The organism is Microbacterium sp. NPDC064584, from assembly GCF_040687315.1.
GTDB lineage: Bacteria > Actinomycetota > Actinomycetes > Actinomycetales > Microbacteriaceae > Microbacterium > Microbacterium lacus.
This window is the reverse complement of the sequence record NZ_JBFBMZ010000001.1, coordinates 465,827-480,316: the sequence shown is the minus strand read 5'-3', so window position 1 is coordinate 480,316 and position 14,490 is coordinate 465,827. Positions and strand designations below refer to the sequence as shown.

Annotated in this window: 15 protein-coding genes and 2 tRNA genes; 9 read left to right on the top strand and 8 right to left on the bottom strand. The window is 68.8% G+C overall.

Going from position 1 to position 14,490, the window contains the following annotated elements; genetic code table 11:
• Nucleotides 1–13: 13 nt before the first annotated feature.
• The 5 genes from AB0P18_RS02315 to pknB all read left to right on the top strand — a co-directional run bounded on the left by AB0P18_RS02315 (nucleotide 14) and on the right by pknB (nucleotide 7,602).
• On the top strand, nucleotides 14–1,252 hold the full coding sequence (locus tag AB0P18_RS02315) for a PP2C family serine/threonine-protein phosphatase (protein ID WP_344050985.1): 1,239 nt from the start codon (nucleotides 14–16) through the stop codon (nucleotides 1,250–1,252).
• Complete coding sequence (locus tag AB0P18_RS02310) at nucleotides 1,249–2,655, top strand: FtsW/RodA/SpoVE family cell cycle protein (protein WP_344050983.1); 1,407 nt, start codon at nucleotides 1,249–1,251, stop codon at nucleotides 2,653–2,655. The genes AB0P18_RS02315 and AB0P18_RS02310 overlap by 4 nt, the downstream gene beginning before the upstream one ends.
• Nucleotides 2,655–4,112 (top strand): penicillin-binding transpeptidase domain-containing protein, encoded by a 1,458-nt coding sequence (locus tag AB0P18_RS02305; RefSeq protein ID WP_363358708.1) that lies wholly within the window; start codon nucleotides 2,655–2,657, stop codon nucleotides 4,110–4,112. Before AB0P18_RS02310 ends, AB0P18_RS02305 begins: the two co-directional genes overlap by 1 nt.
• Nucleotides 4,109–5,818: a serine/threonine-protein kinase gene (locus AB0P18_RS02300; protein ID WP_363358707.1), complete on the top strand. Its 1,710-nt coding sequence runs from the start codon at nucleotides 4,109–4,111 to the stop codon at nucleotides 5,816–5,818. The genes AB0P18_RS02305 and AB0P18_RS02300 overlap by 4 nt, the downstream gene beginning before the upstream one ends.
• Nucleotides 5,819–5,901: 83 nt before the next feature.
• Nucleotides 5,902–7,602, top strand: a complete 1,701-nt coding sequence (gene pknB, locus AB0P18_RS02295; RefSeq protein ID WP_363358706.1) for a Stk1 family PASTA domain-containing Ser/Thr kinase — start codon at nucleotides 5,902–5,904, stop codon at nucleotides 7,600–7,602.
• Here the strand turns inward: pknB and AB0P18_RS02290 are convergent.
• From AB0P18_RS02290 to AB0P18_RS02280, 3 genes are read right to left on the bottom strand one after another with little or no spacing between them, the layout of a single operon-like run.
• Nucleotides 7,584–8,249 (bottom strand): gamma-glutamyl-gamma-aminobutyrate hydrolase family protein, encoded by a 666-nt coding sequence (locus AB0P18_RS02290; RefSeq protein ID WP_363358705.1) that lies wholly within the window; start codon nucleotides 8,247–8,249, stop codon nucleotides 7,584–7,586. The genes pknB and AB0P18_RS02290 overlap by 19 nt on opposite strands.
• 9 nt (nucleotides 8,250–8,258) lie before the next feature.
• Nucleotides 8,259–8,414 (bottom strand): hypothetical protein, encoded by a 156-nt coding sequence (locus AB0P18_RS02285; protein WP_363358704.1) that lies wholly within the window; start codon nucleotides 8,412–8,414, stop codon nucleotides 8,259–8,261.
• Complete coding sequence (locus AB0P18_RS02280) at nucleotides 8,414–9,199, bottom strand: class E sortase (RefSeq protein WP_363358703.1); 786 nt, start codon at nucleotides 9,197–9,199, stop codon at nucleotides 8,414–8,416. The genes AB0P18_RS02285 and AB0P18_RS02280 overlap by 1 nt, the downstream gene beginning before the upstream one ends.
• 89 nt (nucleotides 9,200–9,288) lie before the next feature.
• Between AB0P18_RS02280 and AB0P18_RS02275 the strand changes: the two genes are divergently transcribed.
• The gene (locus AB0P18_RS02275) at nucleotides 9,289–9,528 is read left to right on the top strand and encodes a cell division protein CrgA (RefSeq protein ID WP_344050968.1); all 240 of its coding nucleotides are present in this window, start codon (nucleotides 9,289–9,291) and stop codon (nucleotides 9,526–9,528) included.
• A 142-nt stretch (nucleotides 9,529–9,670) separates the two neighbouring features.
• Here AB0P18_RS02275 and AB0P18_RS02270 read toward each other — a convergent pair whose 3' ends face one another.
• Complete coding sequence (locus AB0P18_RS02270; protein ID WP_363358702.1) at nucleotides 9,671–10,549, bottom strand: rhomboid family intramembrane serine protease; 879 nt, start codon at nucleotides 10,547–10,549, stop codon at nucleotides 9,671–9,673.
• A 16-nt stretch (nucleotides 10,550–10,565) separates the two neighbouring features.
• Nucleotides 10,566–11,138 (bottom strand): peptidylprolyl isomerase, encoded by a 573-nt coding sequence (locus AB0P18_RS02265; RefSeq protein ID WP_363358701.1) that lies wholly within the window; start codon nucleotides 11,136–11,138, stop codon nucleotides 10,566–10,568.
• Between the two features lie 97 nt (nucleotides 11,139–11,235).
• Between AB0P18_RS02265 and AB0P18_RS02260 the strand changes: the two genes are divergently transcribed.
• Nucleotides 11,236–11,796 carry a DNA helicase gene (locus tag AB0P18_RS02260; RefSeq protein WP_344050962.1) on the top strand — a complete coding sequence of 187 codons (561 nt, stop codon included), beginning with the start codon at nucleotides 11,236–11,238 and terminating at the stop codon, nucleotides 11,794–11,796.
• Between the two features lie 68 nt (nucleotides 11,797–11,864).
• Nucleotides 11,865–12,347 carry a YbaK/EbsC family protein gene (locus tag AB0P18_RS02255; RefSeq protein ID WP_363358700.1) on the top strand — a complete coding sequence of 161 codons (483 nt, stop codon included), beginning with the start codon at nucleotides 11,865–11,867 and terminating at the stop codon, nucleotides 12,345–12,347.
• Nucleotides 12,348–12,354: 7 nt separating this feature from the next.
• Here the strand turns inward: AB0P18_RS02255 and AB0P18_RS02250 are convergent, their stop codons facing one another.
• Nucleotides 12,355–12,780: an NUDIX hydrolase gene (locus tag AB0P18_RS02250; RefSeq protein WP_344050958.1), complete on the bottom strand. Its 426-nt coding sequence runs from the start codon at nucleotides 12,778–12,780 to the stop codon at nucleotides 12,355–12,357.
• Between the two features lie 73 nt (nucleotides 12,781–12,853).
• On the opposite strand from AB0P18_RS02250, the gene AB0P18_RS02245 reads away from it, so the two are divergent.
• A complete protein-coding gene (locus tag AB0P18_RS02245; RefSeq protein ID WP_363358699.1) occupies nucleotides 12,854–14,209 on the top strand; it encodes a solute carrier family 23 protein in 1,356 nt (451 codons plus the stop codon).
• A gap of 52 nt (nucleotides 14,210–14,261) precedes the next feature.
• On the opposite strand, the gene AB0P18_RS02240 is transcribed toward AB0P18_RS02245, so the two are convergent.
• Nucleotides 14,262–14,334: transfer RNA gene (locus AB0P18_RS02240), tRNA-Ala, on the bottom strand.
• 13 nt (nucleotides 14,335–14,347) lie between these two features.
• Nucleotides 14,348–14,421: transfer RNA gene (locus AB0P18_RS02235), tRNA-Ile, on the bottom strand.
• Nucleotides 14,422–14,490: the final 69 nt, after the last annotated feature.

Here is a 14,490-nt window from a genome sequence, read left to right as displayed (position 1 = left end):
GGACCCGTCACCTATGGTCTTCCAGGGCTCGAGCGTCGCGATCTCGCACACCGGCAAGGTGCGCTCCAACAACCAGGACTCCGGCTATGCCGGCTCGAACCTGTTCGCCGTCGCGGACGGGATGGGTGGGCACGCCGGCGGCGACGTCGCCTCGAGCCTGGCGATCGCGCGGCTGGAGCGCCTCGACCACCCGTTCGATTCCACGTCCGCCGCCGAGCGCGACCTGCGTGATGCGATCGCGGATGCCGCCTCCGAACTGATCGAGACCGTGCACGTCAAACCCGAGCTGGCCGGCATGGGCACGACGGTGAGCGCGCTGGTCATGGTGGATCAGTACGCCGTGATCGCACACATCGGCGACTCGCGCATCTACCTGTACCGCGACGACGCGCTCACGCAGATCACGACCGACCACACGTTCGTGCAGCGTCTCGTCGACTCCGGCCGCATCACGCCGGAGGAGGCGCGCTACCACCCGCGCCGGTCGGTCCTCATGCGCGTGCTCGGCGATATGGACCCCGACCCCGAGCTGGACACGTTCATCATGCCCACCCAGCCGGGCGACCGCTGGCTGCTGTGCTCGGACGGGCTGTCGGGCGTCGTCGACGACGCGCACACCGCGAAGGCCCTCGGGCTCGGGCTCGCCCCGGGCCGGACGGCCGACAATCTGCTCAAGCAGGCCCTGGATGCCGGCGCCCCGGACAACGTCACCATCGTCCTGGTGGACGTGGGGGGTCAGCATCCGCTCTTCTCCGGCACGCCCACGATCGTGGGCTCCGCGTCGAATCCGCTCGGCATCGAGGTGCCCGCCGCCCGCTCCGGCCGCGGCAATTGGCTGCACCCGAACCGCCAGGCGGCGAACGAGCCGAGTCACTTCGAGCCGGCCGCGGAATTCCTCGAGGAGCTCATCGAGGAGGATCGCCGCCGTGCTCGCCGGCGTCGGATCGGCTGGATCGTGGGCTTCGTCCTCGTCCTCGCGCTCATCGCGTCGCTCCTGGCGGTCGCGTACTCGTGGACCCAGACGCGCTATTTCGTCGGGGCCGACGACGACACGGTGGTGATCTTCCAGGGCATCCAGCAGAACATCGGGCCGATCTCGCTCTCGACGCCGCACGAGGACACCGAGATCCTGTTGGCCGACCTGCCGTCGTTCAGCCGGGCGACGGTCGAGCGCACGATCTCGGCGCGCTCGCTCGCCGACGCCGAAGCGATCGTCGACCGACTCCGCTCCGCCTCGGAGGCCACGCGATGACCGCTCCCTCCGACGCGCGCCCCTCGACCGAGGCGATCTCGGCCGATACGGCGGTCATCCGGGCGCTCAAGCGCATCCGCGTGCCGCAGAAGCAGCGCAACCGCGAGCTGTTCCTGCTGATCTTCGCCATCGTCGTCACCGGCGCGGCGATCGCTCTCGTCCAGCTCGGTGCGCTGGGTGCGATCGAGGCGACCTTCCTCTTCTACTGCGGCGGCCTGACGGTGCTCGTCGCGGCGATGCACATCGTGCTGCGGCTGAGTGCTCCGGATGCCGATCCCTTCGTCCTGCCGATCGCGACGATCCTCACCGGGCTCGGCATCGCGATGATCTACCGCATCGACATCGCCGTGGGACTCGAAGGCTGGAACGCGTACTCGACGAAGCAGCTGGCGTGGTCGGCGATCGCGATCGTGGGGGCGATCGCCGTCGTGGTGCTCCTGCGCAACTACCGGATCCTGTTCCGCTACACGTACATCTTCGGCTTCGCCGGTGTGGCGCTGCTGATCCTTCCGATCATCCCCGGACTCGGCACCGACGCGAACGCCGACGTGTGGGTCTCTCTCGGGTTCTTCTCGTTCCAGCCGGGCGAGCTCGCCAAGATCTCGCTCGCGATCTTCTTCGCCGGCTACCTGGTCCGCACGCGCGAGTCGCTCACATCGGTGGGCACGCGCTTCCTCGGCATGACGTGGCCGCGTGCCCGCGAGCTCGGACCGCTCCTGGTGATCTGGCTCATCTCGCTCGGCATCATCGTGCTGCAGCGCGACCTCGGCACGGGTCTGCTCATCTTCGGCATGTTCGTGGCGATGCTGTACGTCGCCACCGGCAAGACGAGCTGGGTCGTGATCGGTGTCGTCCTCGCGGCCGGCGGCGCGTTCCTCGCTTCGCGCGTCCTGCCGTATGTGAACGGACGCTTCGCGAACTGGCTCGACGCGTTCAACCCCGAGGTGATCGACCGTTCCGGTGGCAGCTACCAGCTCGTGCAGGGGATCTTCGGTCTGGCCCAGGGCGGACTGATCGGCACCGGTCTCGGGCAGGGGCGGCCGTACATCACGCCGCTGTCCCAGAGCGACTACATCCTGCCGAGCCTCGGCGAAGAGCTCGGACTGATCGGCGTCTTCGCGATCCTGTGCCTGTACATGGTGTTCACCAGCCGCGGCATCCGCATCGGGCTGGCGGGGCAGGACGACTTCGGCAAGCTCCTGGCGACCGGACTGTCGTTCACGATCGCGCTGCAGGTGTTCATCATGGTCGGCGGCGTGACCCGGCTCATCCCGCTGACCGGCCTCACGACTCCGTTCCTCGCCGCGGGCGGCTCGTCGCTCGTGGCGAACTGGCTGATCGTGGCGATCCTCCTCCGCATCTCGGATGCCGTCCGCAGCCGCCCCCGGGTGGTGATCGGCTGATGACGAAAGAGCTCCGACGGCTCAGCATCCTCATGCTGCTCATGTTCCTCGCGCTGTTCGCCTCCACCAGCGTGATCCAGGTCGTGCAGGCCGAGACCCTCGCCGAGAACAGCCGCAACACGCGTGCGCTGTACGACTCGTACGAAGTGCAGCGCGGATCGATCATCGCCAGCGGCGCCGCGATCGCGAGCTCCGTGCCGTCGGACGACGTCTACGCGTGGCAGCGCGTCTACGTCGACGGGGACATGTGGGCTCCGGTGACCGGATACATCAATCCCGCACTCGGCGCGGCGACCGGCATCGAGCAGGCGATGAACCAGGAGCTCAGCGGTACGGCCGGCTCGCAGTTCCTCGCGCGCATCGACCGCATCCTCACCGGGCAGCCGCCGCGCGGATCCAACGTCGAGCTGACCCTGGATGCCGCCGTCCAGCGTGCGGCGTACGACGCGCTCGGCGACCTGCAGGGTGCGGTCATCGCGATCGAACCGTCCACCGGACGCGTGCTCGCGATGGTCACCAGCCCGAGCTTCGACACGAACCTGCTCGCGTCGCACAACACCGGCGAGGTGAACGAGACCTACGACGCACTGGATGCCGACCCCTCGCATCCGCTGTTCAACCGCGCGATCGGCGGCGACCTCAACCCACCGGGGTCGACCTTCAAGCTCGTGGTCGCCTCGGCGGCGCTCGCCTCGGGCGACTACACGCCCACCTCCACTCTGCCCAATCCGGGCTCGTATCAGCTCCCGCAGTCCAGCAGCGTCGTCTTCAACGCGGGCGGCGGGGCGTGCGGACCCGGCGACACGGTCACGATCGCCGACGCGCTGCGGCTGAGCTGCAACATCCCGTTCGCCGAGCTCGCGGTGCTGCTCGGCGACACCGCGATCCGCGAGGAGGCCGAGAAGTACGGCTTCAACGCACAGTTCTCGATGCCGCTCACCTCGACGGCCTCGAGCTATCCGCGGGGACTCGATGACCCCCAGACCGCTCTCACCGGATTCGGCCAAGGCCAGGTCACCGCGACGCCCCTGCAGATGGCCATGGTCTCTGCGGGAATCGCCAACGAAGGAGTCGTCATGAATCCGCGGATGGTCGACCAGGTGATCGGACCGGATCTCTCGGTCCAGCAGAGCTTCGAGGACACCGAGTTCGGGCGTGCCCTGGACTCCGACATCGCAGCCGAGCTGACGGCGATGATGGTCGCCAATGTCAGTGACGGCGCAGCCTCGGGTGCAAGAATAGACGGGGTCGACGTGGGCGGAAAGACGGGCACCGCGGAGAACGGGGCGAGCAGACCGTACACGCTGTGGTTCACCGGCTTCGCGCCCGCGGAGAACCCGGAGGTGGCCGTGGCCGTGGTCGTCGAAGACGGCGGAGGTCAGGGTCAGTCGGGCAGCGGTAACACCATCGCGGCACCGATCGCGAAGAAGGTCATGGAGGCGGTGCTGGGACGATGAGACCGACGCAGGGAGTGACCTTCGGAGGCCGGTACGAGCTGGACTCGCGGATCGCCATCGGCGGGATGGGCGAAGTGTGGGAGGCCACCGACCACGTCATCGGCCGCACCGTCGCGATCAAGATCCTCAAAGACGAGTACATGGGCGACCCGGGCTTCCTCGAGCGCTTCCGCGCCGAGGCCCGCCACGCGGCACTCGTGAACCACGAGGGCATCGCGAGCGTTTTCGACTACGGCGAGGAGGCGGGCAGCGCGTTCCTCGTGATGGAGCTCGTGCCCGGCGAGGCGCTGTCCACCATCCTCGAGAGGGACGGATCGCTCTCCACGGACAAGACGCTCGACATCGTCGCGCAGACCTCCGCCGCCCTGCAGGCCGCCCACGCCGCGGGACTCGTGCACCGGGACATCAAGCCCGGCAATCTCCTCATCACGCCCGACGGGCGCGTCAAGATCACCGACTTCGGGATCGCGCGCATCGCCGACCAGGTTCCGCTGACGGCGACCGGCCAGGTGATGGGCACGGTGCAGTACCTCTCGCCGGAGCAGGCCTCCGGCCACCCGGCATCCCCCGCCACCGACACGTATTCGCTCGGCATCGTCGCGTACGAGTGCCTCGCCGGCAAGCGGCCCTTCACGGGCGAGTCGCAGGTCGCGATCGCGATGGCGCAGATCAACGAACAGCCTCCGCCGCTGCCGCCGACCGTCGCGGTCCCGGTGCAGAACCTCGTGATGGCGATGATCGCCAAGAAGCCCGAGGACCGTCCGGCATCGGCCGCCGCCGTCGCCCGCGCGGCCACGGCGCTCCGTCGCGGCGATCTCGCGGCCGCGGCCGCCGCGGTCCCCGCGATTGCGACCGGCGTCGCCGTCGGCGACGACATGACGCAGCTCCTCACCCCGGCGGGCGCGACCGGCGCCGCCACCCGGATCCTCCCGGCAGCCGATGCCGTGGAGGAGGGTGTCGAGGAGAAGAAGAAGCGCAGCCCGTGGACCTGGCCGCTCATCGCCCTCATCGTCCTGCTTCTGCTCGTCCTCGGCGGCACGATCTGGGCATTCGTGGCGAATCAGGAGCCGACGCCGGATCCGACGACGTCCTCGAGCACACCGACCCCGACGCCGACCCCGACGCCCACCCCGACGACGTCGACGATCTCGGTGGACGGTCTGGGCCTCGAGGGCATGGACTGCACGGAGGCCTCCGCGAAGGCGAAGGCCGCGGGAATCGAGGCCGTCGACTGCGTCGCGGGAGACCCCGCGCCCACGGCCGAGCAGGTCAACACGGTCTACCGCGTCAGCCCGACCGGCAACATCCCGCCCTCCCAGCTGCTCACCCTGACCTTCTACGGTGACCAGACTGCGATGCCCCAGCCCTCCGCCCCGTCGATCGCCGGGACGGTCGAGGCCGGCGCGAGCACCCAGGTGTCGTGGAGCGGCTACACGTGCCCGTCCGGAACCGGAGCGGTGAGCGCCTACAACTTCACCGCCACGAACGCGACGTTCGCGAGCACGGGCCAGTCCACGGCGTCCTTCGGACCGAACGAGCGCGCGGGCGAGGTGCTGGCCGACAACAATCCGGGAGCGACCGTCATCGTGACCTACTCGGTGACCTGCTCCGGCGGCGCTGCGGGTCAGCGCGACTCGGGTGCATCCGGTGAGGCGACCTCTCAGATCCAGGCCGCGTCCACACCGGCCCCGACGACGACCCCGTAGCACATCACCGCAGGACCGCCGCTGCCGCAGGGCGCGGCCGGTCGTGTCGGTTAGGCTGAGTCAGCCATACCCAGGGAGTGACCGTGACAACTGAGCCGCGCGTGCTTTCGGGGCGCTATCGCGTCGACGAACTCATCGGTCGTGGTGGCATGGCCACCGTGTTCCGGGGTTACGACCTCACGCTCGGGCGCCCGGTCGCGATCAAGCTGCTCAACCGCGACCTCGCCGACGACAACTCCTTCCGCACCCGGTTCCGCCTCGAGGCGCAGGCCGCTTCGCGCATGGCCCACCCGACGATCGTGCGCGTCTACGACGCCGGTGAAGACAGCGAGACCTCGCCCGACGGCACGGTCCGCCCCGTCCCGTTCATCGTGATGGAGCTCGTCCACGGTGCGCTGCTCAAGGACATCGTCGCGGAGGGCGCGGTGCCCGTGGCCGACGCGGTGCGCTACGTCGACGGCATCCTCGAAGCCCTGGAGTACTCCCACCGCGCGGGCGTCGTGCACCGCGACATCAAGCCGGGCAACGTCATGGTCACCGACTCCGGACAGGTGAAGGTCATGGATTTCGGCATCGCGCGCGCGGTGTCCGATTCGTCGTCGACGGTGGCCGAGACCACCACGATCCTGGGGACGGCCGCTTACTTCTCGCCCGAGCAGGCCAAGGGCGAGCCGGTCGACGCACGCGCCGACGTGTACTCCGCCGGCGTGGTGCTGTACGAGCTCCTCGTCGGACGGCCGCCATTCCGTGGCGAGTCCCCCGTCGCGGTCGCCTATCAGCACGTGAGCGAAGCCCCTCTTGCACCGTCCGAGGCGAACGAGTCGGTGCCGCGGTCGATGGACACCGTCGTGCTCCGCGCGCTCGCGAAGGATCCGTTCCAGCGCTACCAGGACGCCGCAGCGTTCCGTGAAGCGCTGGATGCGACGATCGGCGGCAAGGTCCCCTCCAAGCGCGCGGTCGGGGCGCTCACGAGCGAGCTGTACGGCCCGAACCCGAAGCAGGCCGCCGAGACCGCCAGGTCGTTGCGTCAGCTCAGCACCGACACGACCATGAAGCGCACGCAGGCCGGCCCCCCGGTCGCCTGGATCTGGGCGGGTGTCGCCGTCATCGCGGTTCTGCTCATCTCGGTGCTGTTCTGGGTCGTCTCCATCCGCCCGGGGGGCGAGGTCCCCTCCAGCGCCCGACTCGTCCCCGACGTCTCCGGCATGACGTACGAACGCGCGAGCGGAGAGATCGGCGACGCCGACCTGACCGCGTTCCGTGTGGACGAGCCGAACGCCGATGTGGCGATCGGCAACGTCATCCGCACCGATCCGGTGGCGGGCTCTTCGGTGAGCCCCGGTCAGCAGGTGCGGGTGTACGTCTCGTCGGGTCAGGAGACGACGACCGTTCCGACGCTGGAAGGACTGTCGCAGGATGCCGCGGCCGCGGCCCTGGAAGCGGTGAAGCTGAAGCTCGGCACCGTGACGCCGCGCAACGACCCCGGGCTCGCGGCCGGCACGATCATCTCGTCCGATCAGCCGGCGGGAGCGACGCTCCCGGTGGGAAGCACGGTGAATGTGGTGGCCGCGACCGGCCGCGTCGTGATCATCGACGTCACCGGCTACACGCTCGACGCGGCGACCCGCGAGCTCGAGGGCCCGGACGCCCAGCTCATCGTCATCACGGAGGCGGACCCGAACTGCGCGGCGACGGACCCGCCCATCGTCACGACGCAGTCGATCCCCCCGGGCGAGGCACCGGTGAATTCGGAAGTGACCCTGCGCTACTGCAGCGGAACCTGACCGACCGCCCGGCGAAGCGGGTTCAAGCGGGAACCCCGCCGGGCGGCATCCGCGTAGCCGATCGATTCGAGCCAGTTTCCGAGCAGCCGGTAGCCGCCGTCCGTGAGCACCGACTCGGGGTGGAACTGCACCCCGACGATGGGGGCGACGCGGTGGGCGACTCCCATGATGACGCCCTCCTCGGTGCGACTGGTGACCGCGAGCTCCGGGGGCAGGGTGTCCTCCCGGATCGCGAGGGAGTGATAGCGTCCCACGGTGAACGGACTCGGCACCCCCGCGTAGAGGGCGCTGCCGTCATGGCTCACCCGTGAAGTCATGCCGTGCATGAGGTCGGGCGCCTCGTCGACGACGGCGCCGAACGCCGCCCCGATCGCCTGATGTCCGAGGCACACGCCGAGGAGCGGTGTGCCGGTGTCGTGCGCTGCGCGCACGACCGCGATCGAGGCGCCCGCATCGGCCGGTGTGCCGGGTCCGGGCGAGACGAGCACCCCCCGGTAGGGCGCGATCACGGTGGCGGCGGCATCCGGCGGGATCTCATCGGCCTCGACGAACCGTGTCTGCGCCCCCAGTTCGCGCAAGTAGCCGACGAGGGTGTGCACGAAGCTGTCGTGGTTGTCGACGACGAGGATCTGCCCGCGCTCACGCACCGGTCGCGCTCATTCGACGGTCACTTCCTGCGGGTTCACGATCGAGCTGATCCAGGGGAAGACAAAGAAGAACAAACCGTACAGGACGACGGCGACAAGGAGAAGCAGAATGAGCGTCCGCACCCACCAGGGTCCGGGGAGCACGTGCCAGAGGGCTGCGTACATCAGGCGGTCGCGCCTTCCGTGAGGGATGCCGGGGCCCCCGCCGTACGGGGGGTGAACGAATCGAACACGCCGTACGCCACGATGCGCTCGGTCATGGCGAACATCGGGCTGCAGCTGGTCAGCGTGATGTAGCGGGATCCGGCGGGGGTGTCCGGTGCCTGGGGCACGGGGGAGAGCACCTCGACCTCGGTGGGTGTGACGTACTCGAGGGTGCGGAACCGGTAGGTGTACCACCCGTCCGGCGTCTCCACGACGATCGCGTCACCGACGCGGAGCTCGGCGATCCGGTTGAACGGCTTGCCGTACGTCGTCCGGTGCGCGGCGAGCGCGAAGTTCCCGACCTCCCCCGGCATCTTCGTTCCCGGGTAGTGGCCGATGCCGATCGGATCGAGGGTCACCGGTCGGCTCACTCCGCCCGCCATCGGAACCTGGTAGTCGGCGCCGAATCTCGGGATGTGCATGATGCCGAAGACCTCGCCGTCCGCGGGCTCGGGGAGCACGACGGGTTCGACTGCAGCCGGGGTGGGACTCGCCGACGATGACGCGGTCGGCTCCGACGTCGGCGCGGGCGCGGCCTGCGCCCACTCTTCGGAGAGCTCCTGACCGGTGGCGTTGCGCTGAGCGCCGTAGATGAGGTCGCCGATCCACATCTGCCAACCGACGTACAGGAGCGTGATGATGCCGGCGGTGATCAGGATCTCGCCGAGGACACCGAAGAACGTGGGACGGCGACGTCGGGGAGGGCGAGGCGGATCCCCCATCTCAACCGCGGTCGCCGCATCCACACGGCGAGTCTAGGTCAGTCCGCGCGCACCCCCTCGCCGAGAGAACGGCCCGCGGTGCCGCCGCAGGGCGGGAGGGTAGGATGGTCGGCATGGCACGACCCGGCAAAGACGACGAATCCCTCGTGGAGCGCAGCGAAGGCGAACTCGCACCCAATCCGGTGTGGTTCAAGCCGATCATGATCGGCCTCATGCTCATCGGGCTGGTCTGGGTGCTCGTGTTCTACCTGAGCGGCTCGAACTTCCCGATTCCGGGTATCGGCGCCTGGAACCTCGTGATCGGGTTCGGCATCGCGTTCGTCGGATTCCTCATGACGACCCGCTGGCGATAGCCGCCCTCCGCCCTTTCCATGAAGCCCCGGCCGCGGCCGGGGCTTCATCGATTTCCGGGGGTTGTCCCCAGCTCTGTCCACTTGTGAATTACACCGGTGTCATTCCATCCCCAGGTGTGGATGAACCTGTGGATAACTCCGGTCAGAAGAAGAGCGCGGGCGGCACGAGCAGGAGGGCGAGCAGCACGACCGCGAGAGCGATCAGGAGCCCGATCTGCAGGGGTCGACGCCGGATCGAACGCGTCCGCGCATAGATCAGGCCGACGAGGGCCCCGACCACCAGCCCGCCCACGTGCGCCTGCCACGACACGTTGAAGCCGGGGATGAAGCCGATCGCGAGGTTCACCGCCAGGATGATCGCGATGCCGGCGATGTTCGCCCCGATGTGGCGGCCGATCACGATGAGGGCACCGAACAGTCCGAAGATCGCGCCGGATGCACCGACCACCGGAGTCGTGAACGAGAGCAGCGAGACCGCGACCGACCCGCCGAGAGTGCTGAGCACGTAGAGCGTCAGGAAGCGCCATCGACCGAGCAGCGGTTCGAGACTGCGCCCGATCATCCAGAGCGCGAGCATGTTCAGCCCGATGTGCCAGAAGCTCCCGTGCACGAGCGAGACGGTGAACAGCCGCCACGGCTCGAACGTGCCGGTCAGCTCCGGGTACAGTGACGGCGCCCAGAACGCGAGGGTGTCGCGGACGCCCTCGCCGACCCCGGGGATGAGACCCACGAGGAAGGCGAGGGCGGTGATCGCGATGATCGCGTACGTCACCAGCGGACGGGAGTCCGTCGCGGTGAGCGCACGTGGGCGCGCCCACCGTCGCTCGGCCTTGCGCTGCGCAGGAGTCTGGGCCTTCTGCTGGTCGGCGAGGCACTCCGGGCAGATCACGCCGACCGCGGCCTGCGTCTGGCATTCGGGGCAGATCGTGCGCAGGCACCGCTGACACAGCACGAAGCTCTGCCGGTCGGGATGCCGGTAGCAGAAGTTGTCGCTGTTGCGGCTGAGGTCGGGCGATGTCACGGACGCGGGCGGGGTCCTAGACCGAGACGACGTCGATGGACTGGATGACCACCGGCTCGATCGGCCGGTCGCCCGCCGCCGTGGGCACGTCGCTGATCGTGTCGACGACGGCCTTGGACGCGTCGTCGGCGACCTCGCCGAAGATCGTGTGCTTGCCCTGCAGCCACTCGGGACCGCGACCGCCCTGGCCGGGCACCGTGATGAAGAACTGCGAGCCGTTCGTGCCCTCGGGCCGCCCGGTGATCGCGTTGCGGCGGAGGCCGGCGTTGGCCATGGCGAGCTTGTAGGGCGCGGTGAAGGTGAGCTCGCCGTTGATCTCGTCGTTGAAGTTGTACCCGGGTCCGCCGGTGCCCTGCCCGAGCGGGTCTCCGCCCTGGATCATGAAGCCCGAGATGATGCGGTGGAAGACGACGTCCTTGTAGAGCGGTTCGTCACCCGGCTTTCCGGTCGCGGGGTCGGTCCACGCCTTCGAGCCGTCGGCGAGGCCGACGAAGTTCTGGACGGTCTGGGGCGCGTGGTCGCCGAAGAGGTTCACGACGATGTCGCCGTAGTTGGTGTGCAAAGTCGCTACTGCAGTGTGCTGAGGCATGTCAATCATTCTTTCAGAGTTGTGCGAGAACCTGCCGTCTGCGCGACCGTCTGGCAAGATAGGACGACTACTACCCCCGGCCTTTGGGAGGGCAATCGTGAGCCTCAACCGCAAGCGCAAGAAGGAACTCCGCAAGCTCCAGGCGCAGGCGAACAACCTGTGGGAGTCGCAGCAGGTCCTCGTCAGCGAAGCAGCCGGCATCGCCCGTGAAGCCGGCCGCCAGCTCGGCAACTTCAACCGCGAGCAGCTGATCCCGGGCGTCCAGGCCGGCGTCGACAAGAGCAAGCAGTTCTCCAAGCAGGTGCTCTCCGACAAGGTCGTGCCCACCGCGGGTGCCGTCGTCGGTTCGGCGCTGTCGGTCTGGGACGCGGCGAACGACACCCGGTCGCGTCTGGCCGCCGGTAAGGGTTTCCAGCTGCCGGATGCCGCCGCCTACGCGAAGAAGGCCGACAAGTACGGCGCCAAGGCGACGAAGAAGATCGCCTCGAAGCTCACCGTCCTCGACCCGCCCAAGCAGGGGATCGGTGCGGGTGGCGTGATCGCGATCGTCCTCGGCGTCGCAGCCGCGGTCGGCGTGCTCTACGCCGCATGGCAGACCCTCCGCGCGGACGACGAGCTGTGGGTGGCCGATGACCCGCTGCGTGCACCCGACGCCTGAGCGCACCTCGATGTCGTGACGAAGACCCCCGCCGCCGGCGGGGGTCTTCGTGTCGGTAGCCTGGCGGGATGACCGATGCGATCGATCCCGTCGCGCGCGTGCGCGATGCCGCCGCCGAGCGAGGACTCGACGTGGAGCTGCGCGAGCGCCCGGCGGCCGAGAGCCTGGTGGAGGCGGCGGCGCTGCTCGGCATCCCGCCCGCGTCGATCGTGAAGACGCTCGTCGTGAAGCGCAGCGATGACACGTATCTGTTCGCCCTCATCCCCGGCGACCGGTCCATCTCGTGGCCGAAGCTGCGCGCGGTCGTGGGCGTCAACAAGCTGCAACTGCCTGATCCCGCTCGCGCGCTGGCCGCGACAGGCTATGAGCGGGGGACGATCGTTCCCGTCGGCAGCTCGACGGACTGGCCGGTGTTCGCCGATGAGCGCATCGTCGGCGAGCGGATCGCCGTGGGCGCCGGCGCCCACGGCTACAGCATGTTCGTGCAGGCCGATGACCTCATCGCCGCCTACGGGGCGGTCGTCGCCGACATCTCCCAGTCGATCGACTGACTCGCGGTCATCCGTCGGCGGACATCTTGAGGGCGATGTCCACGAGTTTCACACGCTGCAGTCCTCCGACGGCCGACAGGGGGAACCACTCGGCCCGATCGGTGGAGCCGCCGATCTCGTGGCGCAGGCGTCCGCCCACGATCTTGGCCCGGTAGACGATCCGCAGCGCATGAAGGGGACCGGTCGCATCGGTCGCGAGTCGTCGGGTGGCGGGGATCACCCGCGAATGGATGCCGAGCAGCTCGCCGATCGCCGCGCGATAGCCCGTCTCCTCGCGCACCTCGCGGCGCGCCGCGTGCTCGGGATCTTCGCCGGCCTCCAGACCCCCGCCCGGCAGGGTCCATGCTGCGCGGCGACCCTCGTTCCAGTGTGCGAGGAGGATGCGATCATCGGCATCCACGATGACGGCGTAGGCCGCCACCCGCAGATCCATGTCCCGACTCTATCGAGGGGTCGTGCCCGGTTAGTCTGACGTGACCCATTCGCGATGCGCCGAGGAGAGACACGTGCCGATCTGGACCACTCATGGCGACGGGCGCTCCGTCGCACCGGGCGCCGTCGTCAAGCCCGCCGAGCGTCTCGCGTGGCCCGCGACGATCGCGATCGGGGCGCAGCACGTGGTCGCGATGTTCGGCGCGACGTTCCTCGTGCCGCTGCTGACCGGGTTCCCGGTCTCGACGACCCTGCTGTTCTCGGGTCTCGGGACGATCCTCTTCCTCGTGCTCACCGGAAACCGCCTGCCCAGCTATCTGGGATCGTCGTTCGCGTTCATCGCACCGATCCTCGCGCTCGGTCCGGGCGACGGGGCGCCCCTGGACTCGCCCGAGCAGATCAGCCGGGCGCTGCTCGGCGTGTTCATCACCGGTGTGCTCCTGGCCGGCGTGGGATTCATCGTGCAGGCCACCGGAACCCGGTGGATCGAGCGGCTCATGCCGCCGGTCGTCTCCGGAGCCATCGTCGCGCTCATCGGGCTGAACCTGGCGCCGGTAGCGTGGCAGAACTTCCAGCAGGACGCGCTGCTCGGCACGATCACGCTCGCGGCCTGCATCCTGTTCGCGGTGCTGTTCCGCGGATTCCTCGGACGCATCTCCATCTTCGTGGGGGTCGTGTTCGGGTACGTCGTCGCGGCGGTGCTCGGCCGCGTCGACTTCTCGGGAGTGGAGAGCGCGGCGTGGATCGGCCTGCCCGAATTCCACCTGCCGGCGTTCGGCGACCCGGTGGCGTGGAGCTTCCTGCCGATGTTCCTTCCGGTGATCCTCGTGCTCGTGGCCGAGAACGTCGGGCACGTCCGCGGGGTGGCGACGATGACCGCGGATCCGTCGGTGAACGCGCGCACCGGACGGGCGCTGCTCGCGGACGGGCTGGCGACGACGATCGCGGGTTTCTTCGGCGGCTCCGGCACGACCACGTACGGCGAGAACATCGGCGTGATGGCTGCGACGCGCGTCTACTCGACCGCGGCGTACTGGGTGGCCGGCACGTTCGCGGTGCTGCTGGCGTTCTCACCCAAAGTGGGGGCGGTGATCTTCGCCATGCCCGCCGGCGTGCTGGGTGGTGTGACGACGGCGCTCTACGGGCTGATCGGCGTGATCGGGATCAAGATCTGGGTCGACAACCAGGTCGACTTCTCGCGTCCGGTGAACCAGTACACCGTTGCGGTCTCGTTCGTGATCGCGATCGCCGGGTTCACGATGAACCTCGGCGCCCTGAGCTTCGGCGCGATCGTGCTGGGCACGGTCGCGGCGCTCGTGATCTATCACGTGGGCAACGCGATCGCGCGGGCCCGACGCACGGGGGCCGACGACGGCGGTCCGATCGTCCCGATCGGACCGCTGGGCGGCGACCCCGAGAACGTCGGCTGAACGGAAAGCGAGAAGCGCCGGCCCGAGGGCCGGCGCTTCGTCTGCACTTTCGTGGAGCCTAGGAGATTCGAACTCCTGACATCCTGCTTGCAAAGCAGGCGCTCTACCAACTGAGCTAAGGCCCCGGGGCTGGTGTTGTGGGGGTACCAGGACTTGAACCTGGGACCTCTTCATTATCAGTGAAGCGCTCTAACCGCCTGAGCTATACCCCCGATTACGTGCGGCGCGAGCGCCGTCAACCTCCAAGACTTTACCCGAACGATCGGCAATTCACGAATCCA